13 protein-coding genes are annotated in these 13,193 nt (G+C 65.1%); 3 read left to right on the top strand and 10 right to left on the bottom strand.

From position 1 onward, the window contains the following. Positions 1-226 precede the first annotated feature (226 nt). The gene (locus QM612_RS06545; protein WP_415253093.1) at positions 227-565 is read left to right on the top strand and encodes a P-II family nitrogen regulator; all 339 of its coding nucleotides are present in this window, start codon (positions 227-229) and stop codon (positions 563-565) included. 4 nt (positions 566-569) lie between these two features. Here QM612_RS06545 and QM612_RS06540 read toward each other — a convergent pair whose 3' ends face one another. After that, positions 570-2,444, bottom strand: coding sequence for a diguanylate cyclase (locus QM612_RS06540; RefSeq protein ID WP_415253092.1), 1,875 nt, complete (start codon positions 2,442-2,444; stop codon positions 570-572). Between the two features lie 114 nt (positions 2,445-2,558). Beyond that, on the bottom strand, positions 2,559-3,413 hold the full coding sequence (speE, locus tag QM612_RS06535) for a polyamine aminopropyltransferase (protein WP_415253091.1): 855 nt from the start codon (positions 3,411-3,413) through the stop codon (positions 2,559-2,561). A gap of 110 nt (positions 3,414-3,523) precedes the next feature. Here speE and speA point away from each other — a divergent pair, with 110 nt between their 5' ends. Both speA and QM612_RS06525 read left to right on the top strand, forming a co-directional pair. Further along, on the top strand, positions 3,524-5,416 hold the full coding sequence (gene speA / locus QM612_RS06530; protein WP_415253090.1) for an arginine decarboxylase: 1,893 nt from the start codon (positions 3,524-3,526) through the stop codon (positions 5,414-5,416). Positions 5,417-5,525: 109 nt separating this feature from the next. Next, positions 5,526-6,203 (top strand): transposase, encoded by a 678-nt coding sequence (locus QM612_RS06525; protein WP_415253089.1) that lies wholly within the window; start codon positions 5,526-5,528, stop codon positions 6,201-6,203. Between the two features lie 102 nt (positions 6,204-6,305). Here QM612_RS06525 and QM612_RS06520 read toward each other — a convergent pair whose 3' ends face one another. From QM612_RS06520 to QM612_RS06485, 8 genes are all read right to left on the bottom strand, one after another. Next, complete coding sequence (locus QM612_RS06520; protein ID WP_415253088.1) at positions 6,306-7,841, bottom strand: PepSY-associated TM helix domain-containing protein; 1,536 nt, start codon at positions 7,839-7,841, stop codon at positions 6,306-6,308. Then, a complete protein-coding gene (locus QM612_RS06515; RefSeq protein WP_415253087.1) occupies positions 7,838-8,113 on the bottom strand; it encodes a hypothetical protein in 276 nt (91 codons plus the stop codon). The genes QM612_RS06520 and QM612_RS06515 overlap by 4 nt, the downstream gene beginning before the upstream one ends. Beyond that, on the bottom strand, positions 8,113-8,394 hold the full coding sequence (locus QM612_RS06510) for a hypothetical protein (protein WP_415253086.1): 282 nt from the start codon (positions 8,392-8,394) through the stop codon (positions 8,113-8,115). The genes QM612_RS06515 and QM612_RS06510 overlap by 1 nt, the downstream gene beginning before the upstream one ends. Before the next feature lie 20 nt (positions 8,395-8,414). After that, positions 8,415-10,691 (bottom strand): TonB-dependent receptor, encoded by a 2,277-nt coding sequence (locus QM612_RS06505; protein WP_415253085.1) that lies wholly within the window; start codon positions 10,689-10,691, stop codon positions 8,415-8,417. Between the two features lie 274 nt (positions 10,692-10,965). After that, positions 10,966-11,598 carry an AAA family ATPase gene (locus tag QM612_RS06500; RefSeq protein WP_415253084.1) on the bottom strand — a complete coding sequence of 211 codons (633 nt, stop codon included), beginning with the start codon at positions 11,596-11,598 and terminating at the stop codon, positions 10,966-10,968. 4 nt (positions 11,599-11,602) lie between these two features. Further along, on the bottom strand, positions 11,603-11,959 hold the full coding sequence (locus tag QM612_RS06495) for a type II toxin-antitoxin system prevent-host-death family antitoxin (RefSeq protein WP_415253083.1): 357 nt from the start codon (positions 11,957-11,959) through the stop codon (positions 11,603-11,605). A gap of 69 nt (positions 11,960-12,028) precedes the next feature. After that, on the bottom strand, positions 12,029-12,787 hold the full coding sequence (locus QM612_RS06490; RefSeq protein ID WP_415253082.1) for an SDR family NAD(P)-dependent oxidoreductase: 759 nt from the start codon (positions 12,785-12,787) through the stop codon (positions 12,029-12,031). A 31-nt stretch (positions 12,788-12,818) separates the two neighbouring features. Further along, on the bottom strand, positions 12,819-13,193 hold a 375-nt coding region (locus tag QM612_RS06485), incomplete at its 5' end, for an SPOR domain-containing protein (protein ID WP_415253081.1).

Genomic DNA, 13,193 nt, shown 5'->3' with positions numbered 1-13,193 from the left:
GCGCCTGTAAGCCGGGGAATCCCGGCAAAACGCGCCGAAATCGGCGCATAACCCAAAGATCGAGGGCGGTTCATGCGAAAACCAGCGGAAAGACCGCCTTCAAACCCAGTTGTTCAGAACTTCCCTATCGGGACTAGGGCGCAGTCGGTGCAAGCCGTGGCGGAGCGTAGGAAAACCCGGCGCCGCGCGCGTTATGCTGCGCGCATTGAAAGCCGGAGTGCATGCGATGAAGATGGTGATGGCGGTCATCAAGCCGTTCAAGCTCGACGATGTGCGCGAAGCGTTGGCCGAGGCGGGCGTGGCCGGCATCACTGCCACCGAGGTCAAGGGCTTCGGTCGCCAGAAGGGGCATACCGAGCTTTATCGCGGTGCCGAATACCTGGTCGATTTCCTGCCCAAGATCAAGCTGGAAGTCGCGGTGGCGGACGAGCAGGTCGATGCGGTGGTGGAGGCGATCATGAAAGCCGCCGGTACCGGCAAGATCGGCGACGGCAAGATCTTCGTCTGGGATCTGGAAAAAGTGGTGCGCATCCGCACCGGTGAGCTGGACGCCGACGCGCTGTAGCGGTTCAGGATTCCGCGCGGTCGCGGCCCTGCGACTTGGCGCGATACAGCGCGGCGTCGGCGCGGGCAAGCAGGGTTTCGCGGGTGTCGCCCGGCTGTGCTTCGGCGATGCCGATGCTGGCGGTGATGTGCAGTTCGGGATCGATCTCCGGCAGGCGCACCGCGCGGGTGGCCTGCAACAGGCGCTTGGCGATGGAATGCGCCAGCGTGAGCGGCGCGTCGGAACAGACCACAACGAACTCCTCGCCGCCGATGCGGCCCAGCAGGTCGTACTCGCGCAACTGCGTCTTCCATGCATTGGCAACCGCGCGCAGCACGGTGTCACCGGCGGCGTGACCGTAGCGGTCGTTGATGGCCTTGAAATGGTCGAGATCGAGCATCAGCACCGACAATGCCGTGTGGTTGCGCGCCACTCGTGCCAATGCGAGGTCGGTGGTGGTTTCGGTGGTGATGCGGCTGGCTGCGCCGGTCAGTGGGTCGGTCATCGCCAGCATGCGCAGCCGGCGTGAGTTGCGATGCTGCCGCCAAGCCAGCATGGACATCAAGGCGATCAGCAGCAAACCCAGCAGCAGTGCCAGCCGCTGCCAGCCACGCACGCGCTGCAACGAGGCGACACGCTGCCGCTGGGTCTCGGCATCGGCGCGCAGCTTGTCGTTTTCCATCTCGCGGGTGCGTGCCTCGTGTTCGTAGGCCAGCAGCCGGTTTTGTTCCAGCTGCATCTTGCGCTGCAAGCTGGCCTGCAATTCGCTGTAGCGCTTGAAGCTGGCCAGTGCCTGCGCGTTGAGGCCCAGCGCTTCCTCGCTTGCAGCCTGCGACCGGTAAAGCGTGGCCAGATAGCGTTCATTGCCGTCGTTCTGGATCGGCGGCAATGCCTGATGGAACAGGGACAATGCCTGCTGGTGCTGGTTCTTGCCGGCCAGGGCCATGCCGGTGAGCAGCAGCAGCCTGCCTTCGTCCTGGTTGTTCCCTGTTTCGGTGTAATAGGCGCGTGCCTGCTTCAGCATGGCCAGTGCGGCATCGTGCCTGCCCTGCGACACCTGCACCAGCGCAAGGCCCAGCCGCGCACTGGCGGCACTGAAGTCGTCGCCTTGCCGCGTCGCGACTGCGATCGCGCGCTCGAACGCCGCCTGCGCCTTGTCCGGCGCGCCTGCCTCGTCGTGCAGGTAACCCAGCTGGATCAAGGCACCTACCATCCGCGGCCAGTCGCGTTTCGACTCCAGTCGCGTCGTCAATTGGTTCAGGTACGACTCGGCGTGTGACCAGTCGCCGATGCGGCGATAGACGATGGCGAGCCGCACCAGCAGGGCATCGACCTCATGGTTGATGCCGGCGTCGCGGAAGGCGCTGCGTGCGCGCTGGTAGTCCACCAGCGCCTTGGCCTGGTCGCCCAGCTGCGAGAGCAGGCTGCCGCGATACATCAGGATTTCCCCGAGCAGTTGCGGCTCCTGTGCTTTTTCCACCAGCGCCACGGCCCTGTCCGCTTCGACCAACGCCTGCTTGGGGCCTTGCAGTCCCAGCACATGGGCGATCCGGCAGATCATGGCGCGGCCCTGCGCCTGCTGATCCTTCACCGCCTGTGCGCGGCGCAGGGCTTCGTCGGTATAGGCCAGCGCCTGCTTGGTATCGGCCCAGTAGGTACTCAGGCAATAGACCGAGCGCATGCGTGCATCGCGCACCTTGTCGCCTGACGGGAGCAGGGTGCGCAGCCGTTCGAGGTTGGCGTTGGCGGTGTTGGGAGGGGCATCCAGCGAGGCTGGGCCGGTGATCTGCGCGTACAGCGCGTCGAACTTCTGGGCTGAGGGATCTTCATCGCGCGCCTGCGCGAGCGGGGACAGGGACAGCAGCATCGCCAGCAACAGTCCTGCTCGTCGTCGCTTCAATCGATCCATCCGCATCCCCCTCAAACCAACGTGCTCCAACTTGGCATGCCGCGTACAGCCTGCATGGCTGTCGTGATGATGCGACGTAAAGCCGGTTTTCGCCAGTCGCGCCGTTCAGCCGGCCAGTGCTTCCGCCACGAATGGCGGCAGCGCTTGCGCGCCCTTGTGCAGGTCGGCGCTGTAATACTGCGTGGCGAAGGGTTTTGCGCGGGCGTCTGCCTCGCGGAAGCCGAACCCTGCGCCGGCGGCCTTCTTCGCCATCGTGCAGCTCCACCAGCCGGTCGGGTAGCAGGGCTGCGGGAACGGCAGGGTCTGGAAGCTGGCAAAGCCCGCCTTGCCCATTTCCGCGCGCATTTCCTTGATGAGGTCGAGCAGCACCAGAGGCGACTCGCTCTGCTGGACGAGGATGCCGTCGTCCTTCAGCGCGCGGTGGCAGCTGGCGAAGAAGGCCTTGTTGAACAGCCCTTCCGCCGGGCCGACCGGATCGGTGGAATCCACGATCACGATGTCCACGCTGCCGGGTTCGCAGTTCGCCATGTAGGCGATGCCGTCATCGAACAGCAGTTCCGCGCGCGGGTCGTTGTTGGATTCGCACAGCTCGGGGAAATACTTTTCCGCCATCCGCGTCACCTGTTCGTCGATGTCGCACTGGGTGGCCTTCACCACGCCGGGGTGGCGCAGCACTTCGCGCAGGGTGCCGCAGTCGCCGCCACCGATGATGACAACGCGCTTCGGGTCGGCGTGGGTGAACAGCGCCGGGTGCGACATCATCTCGTGATAGAGGAAGTTGTCGCGGGTGGTGAGCATCATCGCGCCGTCGATCAGCATGACGTTGCCCCAGTCGGTGCTCTCGTAGATTTCGATGTGCTGGAACTCCGAGCGCACCTCGTCCAGCTTGCGGGTCACGCGGAAGCCGATCGACGAGCCGGCCTTGTCGAAGTGTTCGTGCAGCCAGGTCGTCTGGGTCATGTCGGAGGTTCCATGCGGATGAGGCGGGGCGCGGATTGTAACGGAGCGGGCGTTACCACCGTGACCGCAGGCCATACAATGCCGGCTCCCCAGCCGTTGACGTTGCCACGATGACCCACTGGTCGCCCGATCTCGCCCGCAAGACCTATTCGATCCCGCACTGGGCGGACGGCTATTTCGACGTCGATGCGCAGGGCCGCATCGTGGTGCGGCCGAAGGGTGCGGACGGCCCGGAAATCGCGCTGCCGGAGGTCGTCGATGCCTCGCTGGCGCAGGGCGGCAACCTGCCGGTGCTGGTGCGCTTCACCGACATCCTCGGCGACCGCCTGCGCAAGCTGCAGGCCGCGTTCGCGCAGGCGCAGCAGGACTGGGACTATCCCGGCGGCTATACCGCCGTCTATCCGATCAAGGTCAACCAGCACGCAGGCGTGGCCGGCACGCTGGCTTCGCACAACAGCGAGGGCTTTGGTCTTGAAGCCGGCAGCAAGCCGGAACTGATGGCGGTGCTGGCGCTGTCGCGGCCCGGCGGTCTGGTGGTGTGCAACGGCTACAAGGATCGCGAATACATCCGGCTGGCGCTGATCGGCCGCAAGCTCGGCCTGCAGACCTTCATCGTCATCGAAAAGCCCTCCGAGCTGAAAATCGCGCTGGAGGAAGCCGCCGCGCTCGGCGTCAAGCCGGGCCTGGGCGTGCGCATGCGGCTGGCGTCGCTGGGTTCCGGCAAGTGGCAGAACAGTGGCGGCGACAAGGCCAAGTTCGGCCTTGACCCGCGCCAGTTGCTCAACCTGTGGAAGCAGTTGCGCGACGCCGGCATGGGCGACTGCCTGAAGCTGCTGCACTTCCACATGGGCAGCCAGATCAGCAACGTGCGCGACATCGCCGCCGGCATGCGCGAGGCCACCCGCTACTTCGTCGAGCTTTCGCGGCTTGGCGCGCAGATCAGCCACGTCGATGTGGGCGGCGGCCTGGGCATCGACTACGAAGGCACGCGCAGCCGCAGCTACAACTCGGTCAACTACGGCATCCATCACTATGCGTCGAGCATCGTGCAGCCGCTGGCCGAGGCCTGCCGCAGCGAAGGGCTGACACCGCCGCGCATCGTCACCGAATGCGGCCGCGCGATGACCGCCCACCATGCGGTGCTGGTCACCAATGTCAGCGAGGTGGAGCGCGCACCGGAAGGCCGCGTGCCGGAGCCGCACGATGACGAATCCAACCCGGTGCGCCAGCTGCGTGAGTTGCATGAGGAAATGGCGCAGCGCCCAGCGGTGGAGGTGTTCCATGAAGCCACGCAGGCACACGCCGAAGGCCTGAGCCTGTACGCGCTGGGCCAGCTTGATCTCGTCCAGCGCGCGCGCATCGACGACCTGTTCTACGCCATCGCCCATGCGGTGAAGGCGCGCCTGACCTACGACGAGAAGAGCCACCGCGACCTGCTGGACGAACTCAACGAACGGTTGGTCGACAAATACTTCGTCAACTTCAGCGTTTTCGAATCGATGCCGGACGTGTGGGCCATCGACCAGGTGTTCCCCATCGTGCCCATCGAACGCTTGGACGAAGCCCCGACCCGGCGCGGCACCATCTGCGATCTCACCTGCGACTCCGACGGCAAGATCGACACCTATGTCGAAAACGAAGACCTCGACACCTCGTTGCCGCTGCACGAACTACGCAAGGGCGAGAACTATCGCCTCGGCTTCTTCCTCGTTGGCGCGTATCAGGAAATCCTCGGCGACATCCACAACCTGTTTGGCGATACCGACGCCATCGAAGTACGTTGCGATGGCGAGGGTTACGCCATCGGCCAGCAGCGCCGCGGCGACACCACCGACGTGATGCTGGACTACGTGGGCTACAAGCTGGACGACCTGCGTCGCCGCTACCGCGCGATGGTTGGTTCCGCCACCGAGTTGAGCAAGGCCGAGGCGGAGCGTCTCAACGAAGCGCTGGAGCGCGGCCTGACTGCTTACACGTATCTGGACGACACGCCGCCGGTTTAAATCGTTTGGGGCAACCACGGGATGCGGGGCAACCACAGGGGGTTGCCCCTACGGGGATGTTGGGGGTTTTCCGATGTGAATCGGTGTGGGGTGTGTCCACGATGGACGCATGCCATTCGATCCCGCCATGCACCATCGCCATTCGATTCGCCTGCATGGGTACGACTACGCCCGGCCTGGCGCATATTTCGTCACCGTCTGCACACAACACCGCGAACGCCGATTTGGCGAAATCATGGATGGCGTCATGCAGTTGAATCCCGTGGGGGAGATGGTGTGGCGCATATGGGATGCGATGCCCACCCATTGCCCCGGCATTGAAATCGATGCATTCATGGTCATGCCCGACCACATGCACGGCATCATCCAAATCTGCCCATCCCCACGTCGCCATGAATCTGTAGGGGCAGGCCTCCGTGCCTGCCCATCCCCACGTTGCCATGAACCCGTAGGGGCAGGCCCCTGTGCCTGCCCATCCCCACGTTGCCATGAACCCGTAGGGGCAGGCCCCTGTGCCTGCCCGGATCACGAACACGGGCAACCGGGGCAATCACGGGGTGCGGGGCAACCACAGGGGGTTGCCCCTGCGTCATTGGCGAGGGCGGTGCATCACCTGAAATCCATGACGACGCATGCCTACATGCAAGGCGTTCGGCAATGGGGATGGCCTGCATTCCAAGACAGATTGTGGCAACGCAATTATTGGGAACGCATCATCCGCAACGAATTGGAATTGGCATGCATCCGCCAATACATCCGCGACAACCCCAAGTATTGGAATCCATGACCCGCATGCCCGTTGGGGCAGGCCCCTGTGCCTGCCCCAATCACGAATACGGGCAACCATGGGGTGCGGGGCAACCACAGGGGCGCGGGATCCACCCGCAGATCATCCCAACGCCCACACGCTGTTTGGATCGCCTTTGCGGCCGCGTCGCAACGTGGCGCGGGCCATCCACCAGAAGGCGAGGGCCATCAACAGCGCGGTGGCATCGACGAAGAAACGATGCCAGTGACCACGCGCGAATGCGGCAAACAGATGTTCGCCATTGCCCAGCCAGGCGGCAAAAGGAATCGCGGCGGTGAGCAGCGCACACAGCCACAGCAGTTCATGCCCGGCGCGTGCCGGCGGACGGATGCAGGCCCAGAGGATGCTGGCGAAGAACACGACGAAGTAGCTGCGCGACACCCACGCTTCCGGCAGCCATGCGCCGGCGAGGAGGGTGGCGGACACGCCGGCCATGCAGCCCAGACACACGCCCAGCGTCAGCGCCGCCATCACCCTGGTCTTGAACGGTTGTTCCACTTGCCGTCGCTTGCGCCGCGCTTCGATCCACAAGAGGTTGCCGCCGTAGAACAGGAAGGCGCCGGCCAGCCCCAGCAGGAAGTACAGCCACTTCACTGCGTAATGGCCGAAGTTGCCGAAGTGCAGCGCGGTGAGCGAATTGAGGAAGGCGCGGCCCGGCGTGTACTGCGTCGGTTCCACCTTGGCGACAAACTTGCCGCTGGCGGCATCCAGCACCACCGCTGCGGCACTGGCGAGTCGCCGCTGATCGGCATGCCCGAACACGGCCACCTGCGCATTGGCATCGCCGGGATCGTGGAAGCCGAAGGAGTCCGGTTCCAACTCGGGAAGTTCCAGCTTCGCGCGGCGCAGCACGTCGGCCAGCGGCAGCATCGGTGCGCGCACGCCTGCCGGCTGCACATGCGCTGATGCTTCCAGATCGTGTTCCAGGATCGTCAGCAGCTTGTTGTCGTACACGAGGAACTGGAACGGTGCCAGCAGGATGAAGCCGATGCACAGCACCGCGCCGCTCCACGCAAACACCACATGGAAGGGCAGCGACAGCATGCCGACCACGTTGTGCGCGTCCTGCCACATGCGTTTCAGGTTCTTGCCGACGCGCAGTGCGAACAGGTCCCTGAAGAACACCGGCGCGTAGATGACCACGCCGCTGACCAGCGCCAGTCCGTACAGCACGCAGACGATGCCGAACAGATAGGTGCCGACGGTGCGCGGCAGGCCGGCGGTGAAATGCAGGTCGTAGATGAACTGCACGAAGCCGGCGCGGGTGTTGGCTTCGGTGAGCTTGCCGGCATCGTCCAACACGTATTCCTTGCGGCTGCCGTTGCCTTCATCGAACCAGTACGCCGCTGCGCGCGCGCTGCGCGTGCCCGGCAGGGTGAGGAACAGTTCGCCTTCGTCATCGCCATGTTGGGCGAGGACGGCATCCAGCAGCGCTTGCGATTGCGCGAGTGCATCGCCGGTTTGCACGTCTTGCGATGCGGGCTGCTGCCAATCCTGCAACTCGTGGGTGAACACGGTGACCGCGCCGGCGTAGAAGGCGATGAACAGCGCCATGCCGGTAATCAGGCCGATCCACGTATGCACGGCAAGGAAGCTGCGCAGGGTTGCGGCCTTCATGCCGGCAACTCCGCGGCCCAGCCCAGCGTCTTCGCAAGATGGATCAGCGCGAAGCACAGCGCGGTTGCGCCGCCCATCCACAGCCACGCGCGCAGGCCGGTCTTGAACACGAAGGCCAGCGACATCGCGCCGATCCACACCGGGAACGCCATCAGCAGCCACGGCAGGGTGACGACTTCAATGCGGCCCGGCCACAGCAGCGCGATCAGCCCGATCAGCCCGACCGCCAGCGGAAAGCCAAGCAAACCAGCAGCCAGCGACTTGCCCCACATCAGCCTGCACTCCTGCGCGCCTGACGCCATGCGTCGAGACACGCATCAAGATATGGCAGGCAAACCGCTGCCAGCATGATCGCGGTCAACGCCGCGAACACGCCGGCCCATGTGCCCAGCGCGACGATGGCCGCAGCGGTTGCAAGTGCCGCACACAGCCACGCCGCAACACGCACTGCACGTGCGTGATCGCGTGCGCGCGGCCACAGGCGTTGGTGGGCCGTCGCCAGGTAAAACCCCAGTGCGGCCAGCAGGGAGAAGAGAAGCCAGGCTGCGGTCATGTTGGTGGCGGACTTCGCAATTACCAGTGGTATTCCAGCCCGACGCCAACCACGCGCGGTGCGCCGAGGATGACGTTCGGCGAGCCGGTCCAGGTGTACTGGACGTAGTGTTCGTCAAGCAGGTTGTTGGCGAACAGACAGGCGCTCCAGTTCAGGGCTTCGTAACCGAAGCGCGCATTCACCAGCGTGCGTCCCGGCAGGCGCGCGGAGTATGTGCCGATGTCGGCGTCAACGGCGCTGCGATGGCTGGCATTGAGGTTGGCGACCCAGCCGTTGCCGAAGCGCAGGTTGCCGCCGGCGGCGAATGTCCAGCGCGGCGCATAGGCGAACTCCGCGCCGGCGAAGTTGTTGACCTGGCCACCAACGACGGTGTCGAACTCGTCGAAGCGGGTGCGCGAGTGGCCCAGCGATGCGTACCAGTCGAATGCACTGGAAACGCGGTGGTTGGCCTCCATCTCGAAGCCGTACAGATGCGCCCTGCCGGCATTCACCGTGTGGAAGTCGTAGTCGTTCAAGCCGAAGTAGGCGGTGACCTGCTTGTCCTTCCAGTCGATGTAATACAGGTTGGCGTTGAGTGTCAGCGCATCGTCCAGCCATTGCGACCGCAGCGACAGTTCCGCGTTCCAGGTGGATTCCGGGTCATAGGCGTAGTTCTGCCCGCGCGCCAGGTTGTACGCCGAACCGCCGGAGCGGTAGCCACGCTGGATCACGAAAGCCGTGGATACGTCATCGTTGAACGCATAGCGCAGGCCCAGCTTGGGCAGGAAGGCGTTGAACGTGCGCGGCACTTCCGGCGTACTGCTGCCGGCCTGTGCCACCATCGCCAGCACGGCCTGGTTGATGCCTGCGATGGCCGGTGCCAGCGCCGTGCCGAATGCCGCCGGGTCGGGCAGGGTGCCTGTGAAGCTGGTGACGGTTTCCATTCCCAGCCGGTATTCCTCGCGGTCGTAGCGGAAGCCGCCCAGCAAGGACAGGCGCGGGCTGAAGTCGAATTCGAAATCAGTGAACAGCGCGCGGTTCTGCGAGCGCGAGCGCGCATCACTGGCGTAATCGACCGGGATTGCCGGCAATGCCTGCACGTACAGGCCGGCGACGTAGCCGGCGGTGCCAGCATCCAGCCCCGCACCTTGCAGCACGGCGGCGATGGTGGCCTCGGGCGTGACCACGCTGGTCGGCGAGATGGTGGCGTTGTCCATCTCGCGGCGCGCACCATACAGGCCGATCAGGCCGCGCAGGCGTTCGCCCGTGTAGTGCAGGCGCAACTCCTGCGAGAACGTGCCGTAGTGTTCGTCGGTGTCGCCGTGGGCGATTTCCACTTCGGTCAGGTCGGTGTCGTAACCGCGCAGCATGTCGGTGTCCGACCAGGCGGTGATCGAGGTCAGCGACCACGGGCCGGACAGTGCGTAGTCCACTTCCAGCACCGCAAGCTCGCCAACTGCATCGCTGCGGCTGGGATAATTCGAGGTGTTGATGCGGTTGTCGTAGAAGTCCGGCACGTCGTTGCGCGAATAGGCGTACATGTACGGGCCCTGGCGGTCATCGCGCATCCACGACAGGCGTGCGGTCAGGTTTGGCAGCGCAGTCGGCGTCCACAACAGCTTGGCGCGGAAATTCGTTGATTCGCGCGCATCCTCGGGCACGTTGCGGGTGACATTGCGGATGAAGCCGTCGAAGTCGCGGTCTTCCACGGCAACCCGGAACGCCAGTTGGTCTGCCACCAGCGGGCCACCAAAGGCGGCGGCGATGCGGCGGTCGGACGGGTCACTCCACAGCACGCGGGCGCGGCCACTCCAGTCCATGCTGGGGTCTTCGCTGCGCAGGACGATGGCACCGGCCAGTGCGTTCTCACCCTGGATGGTTGATTGCGGGCCGCGCAGGATTTCCACCTGCGCGATATCCCACATGTCGGTGGGGCCGGCATCGCTGACCTGGCTTGGGAGCGCGGCACCATCCACATAGACCGTGGCCAGCGGATTGGGCGCGCCGGCCTCGTTGCCGATGCCACGGATGCTGAAACCACGGTCGCCGAACATCTGGGTGACGTTGGCGGTGCGGTTGATGATGTCCAGCAGGGAGACGATGTTTTCCTGCTCGATGCGCGTGGCCGTGGTCACCGCCACGCTGGAGGTGGTGTCCTGCAGATCGCGGTCGGACTTCTCGCCGGTGACCACGACCTTGTCCAGCGTCGTGGCGGTCTTCTGCTCCTGCGTCGTGCCGCTATCGGCGGATTGGGCGAAGGCAGCGGAAGCAGGAAACAGAGCCGCGCACAGGGCGACGGCAAGGCGGGTAGCGCGCATGCGAAAACTCTCCGGAAATGGGGCGGAGGAATGGCATGGCGGTAGCCGTGCCGGCTGCTCCGGGCAGCCGCGATTCATGGATCGCAACGCAATCCTAACAGAATGCGAACAATTCGTATTTAGGTTTCACATGTCATGCACGAGGCGCAGGGCAACGCCATGTGGCAACCCGGCGTCGGGGCAACCCCGTATGGCAACCAACGCAGGGGCAACCCCCTGTGGTTGCCCTGAAACCGGGCAGGCACACAGGCCGGGCAGGCACAAGGGCCTGCCCCTACGTCAGGCGGGACAGGGCCGCTTCAAGAATGGGTTTGGCCCAGTCCGGCGTCTGCCTGAGCGTGGCGGCATCCGTCGGCCATGTGATCTGCCCGTCTTCCATTTGCAGTAGCAGACGGGGGTCGGGCGTTGGCGCACCGACTGTCGCGTCGATGCTGTTGTCGTACACATGCAACTGCGTGATGCGTGGCAGCAGTGCGGCCAGGTTCTTGATGGAGGCGACATAGCGCTCGCGGATCTTCGCCTCGGGAATGTCGTGACCGCCACGACTGACGCGGTAGCGCACACGGGCGATGTGGTGTTCAGGCGAATCCAGTCCGCAGAACCACATGGCGATGTCATGCGTGCGTGCGGCTTCCCGCAGTTTGCTGGCGATGGTGTTGCCGCCCAGCGTGGTTTCGAAGGCGTAGTCCGTGCCGCCTGCGATGGCGGCTTCCAGCCTGCGCAGGCCTTCCTTCCATGCCGCCGAGTTGGCATCGCGCAGCGTGCTGCCCGTGGCGTCCATCAATTGCCGGGTGAAGGTGTCTGGATTGAACCAGTCCATTCCGGCGCGACGCAGCGCCGTGCCGCCGATGGAACTCTTGCCGGCACCGTTGACGCCGGCAAGCACGAAGATGCGCGGGCGCGGCATGAGGTCAGAACTCGTCGCCGGTGAAAATCTTTCCCTCGTAGCTGAAGGGCTTGTCGAAAATCGACATCAGCTTGTCACCCGCGCCCGGCTCGTTGAGGCAGGCCAGGCGCTCGTCGAACTGGCGACGCAGCGTTTCCAGTTCGGCCTGGCGTTGGGCGCGTCCAATCTCCGCGGCTGCAAGCATTTCGTCATAGTCTTCAAGCGAAAGCAGCACGGCTTCCGGGTGGCCGTGATTGGTCACGATGATCTTGCCCTCGCGGTTCACCACCTTCATCACCCCGCGCCAGCCCAGCTTCTTCACGTCCGAAGCGGGGGTCTGCGGCAGGGCGTCCAGCGGCTTGAGGGCGGGAAGGGCGGACATGGCGGCACTCCAAATGGGATTACAAGGCCAATATACCCCTTTTGGATATTTTTCCCTGAATGGGAAAAATCAGCCGCGATGTACCTGAAACCCCGCAAACGACTGCGATGTCGGCATCAGTTCGATCCGGTTGATGTTCAGGTGCGGTGGCAGTGTCGCCACCCAGAAGATGGTGTCGGCGATGTCCTCGGCGGTCATCGGGTTGGCACCGGCATAGAGCGTGTCCGAGGCCGCTTGGTCGCCATGGGTGCGCACCACGGTGAACTCGGTTTCGGCCATGCCCGGTTCGATGGCGGTCACACGCACGCCGGTGCCGTGCAGGTCGGCGCGCAGGCCCAGCGAGAACTGGCTGACGAAGGCCTTGGTGCCGCCGTAAGCGTTGCCGCCGGTGTAGGGATAGGTGGCGGCGATGGAACTGATGTTGATGATCGCGCCCTTGCGCGGGATCAGTGTGGGCAGCAGGGCGTGGGTCAGCGTTGCCAGCGCGGTGATGTTGGTGTCGATCATGGTTTTCCAGTCGGACAGCAGCGCGTCCTGCGCGGGCTTCGTCCCCTGCGCCAGGCCGGCGTTGTTGACCAGCAGGTCGATGCCGCGAAAGCGCTCCGGCAGTGCGTCCAGCGCGGCGCGCATGGCGGCTTCGTCGCGAATGTCGAAACAGGCGGCGTGCAGGGCGTCGCCGAGTTCGGCGCGCAGGGCGTCGAGGCGATCAGCGCGGCGACCGGTGGCGATCACCTGCCAGCCGGCGTTGATGAAGCGGCGCGCGGCGGCGCGACCGAAGCCGGCGGTGGCGCCGGTGATGAGGGCGGTGCGGGGCGAGGATGCGTTCATCCGCGCAGTTTACGGCCAGCGCGGGTGGCCCTCAGTTGGTCTTGACCGCCATTGCCGGCAAGCCGCCGTTTGCCAGTTTGGACTTGGCGTCGGCCAGTTCGCTGGCGCTGCCGTACGGACCCATGCGCACGCGATAGACGGTCTTGCCGCCGATCTGGGCGGATTCCACCCGCGCGTTCAGGCCCAGCAGGGCGATCTTGGCCTTGACCGCTTCGGCATCGCCGGATGCGCCGAAGGCACCGGCCTGCAGGATGTAGCGGGCACCGCCTGCATCATCGGCAGGCTTGGCAGGCGCGGGTGCCGGTGCGGTGGCGGGTGGCGTTGCCGGCGTGGTCGTGGCGGCAGTCGGTGCGGCGGCGGGCTCGCCGACCGGTGGGGGCAGGGCGGCGGCATCGGCACCTGCGGC

The organism is Thermomonas sp. (genome assembly GCF_047606765.1).
Taxonomy (GTDB): domain Bacteria; phylum Pseudomonadota; class Gammaproteobacteria; order Xanthomonadales; family Xanthomonadaceae; genus Thermomonas.
The sequence above is the reverse complement of the archived record's forward strand: the minus strand, read 5'-3'. Positions and strand labels throughout refer to the sequence as shown.

What these genes read in the sequence shown, in the direction of transcription:
- QM612_RS06545 (WP_415253093.1), top strand. Translation starts at nt 227, where the DNA reads ATGAAGATGGTGATGGCGGTCATCAAGCCGTTCAAGCTCGACGATGTG.
- speE (WP_415253091.1), bottom strand. Translation starts at nt 3,413, where the DNA reads ATGACCCAGACGACCTGGCTGCACGAACACTTCGACAAGGCCGGCTCG.
- speA (WP_415253090.1), top strand. Translation starts at nt 3,524, where the DNA reads ATGACCCACTGGTCGCCCGATCTCGCCCGCAAGACCTATTCGATCCCG.
- QM612_RS06525 (WP_415253089.1), top strand. Translation starts at nt 5,526, where the DNA reads ATGCCATTCGATCCCGCCATGCACCATCGCCATTCGATTCGCCTGCAT.
- QM612_RS06520 (WP_415253088.1), bottom strand. Translation starts at nt 7,841, where the DNA reads ATGAAGGCCGCAACCCTGCGCAGCTTCCTTGCCGTGCATACGTGGATC.
- QM612_RS06515 (WP_415253087.1), bottom strand. Translation starts at nt 8,113, where the DNA reads ATGTGGGGCAAGTCGCTGGCTGCTGGTTTGCTTGGCTTTCCGCTGGCG.
- QM612_RS06510 (WP_415253086.1), bottom strand. Translation starts at nt 8,394, where the DNA reads ATGACCGCAGCCTGGCTTCTCTTCTCCCTGCTGGCCGCACTGGGGTTT.
- QM612_RS06505 (WP_415253085.1), bottom strand. Translation starts at nt 10,691, where the DNA reads ATGCGCGCTACCCGCCTTGCCGTCGCCCTGTGCGCGGCTCTGTTTCCT.
- QM612_RS06500 (WP_415253084.1), bottom strand. Translation starts at nt 11,598, where the DNA reads ATGCCGCGCCCGCGCATCTTCGTGCTTGCCGGCGTCAACGGTGCCGGC.
- QM612_RS06495 (WP_415253083.1), bottom strand. Translation starts at nt 11,959, where the DNA reads ATGTCCGCCCTTCCCGCCCTCAAGCCGCTGGACGCCCTGCCGCAGACC.
- QM612_RS06490 (WP_415253082.1), bottom strand. Translation starts at nt 12,787, where the DNA reads ATGAACGCATCCTCGCCCCGCACCGCCCTCATCACCGGCGCCACCGCC.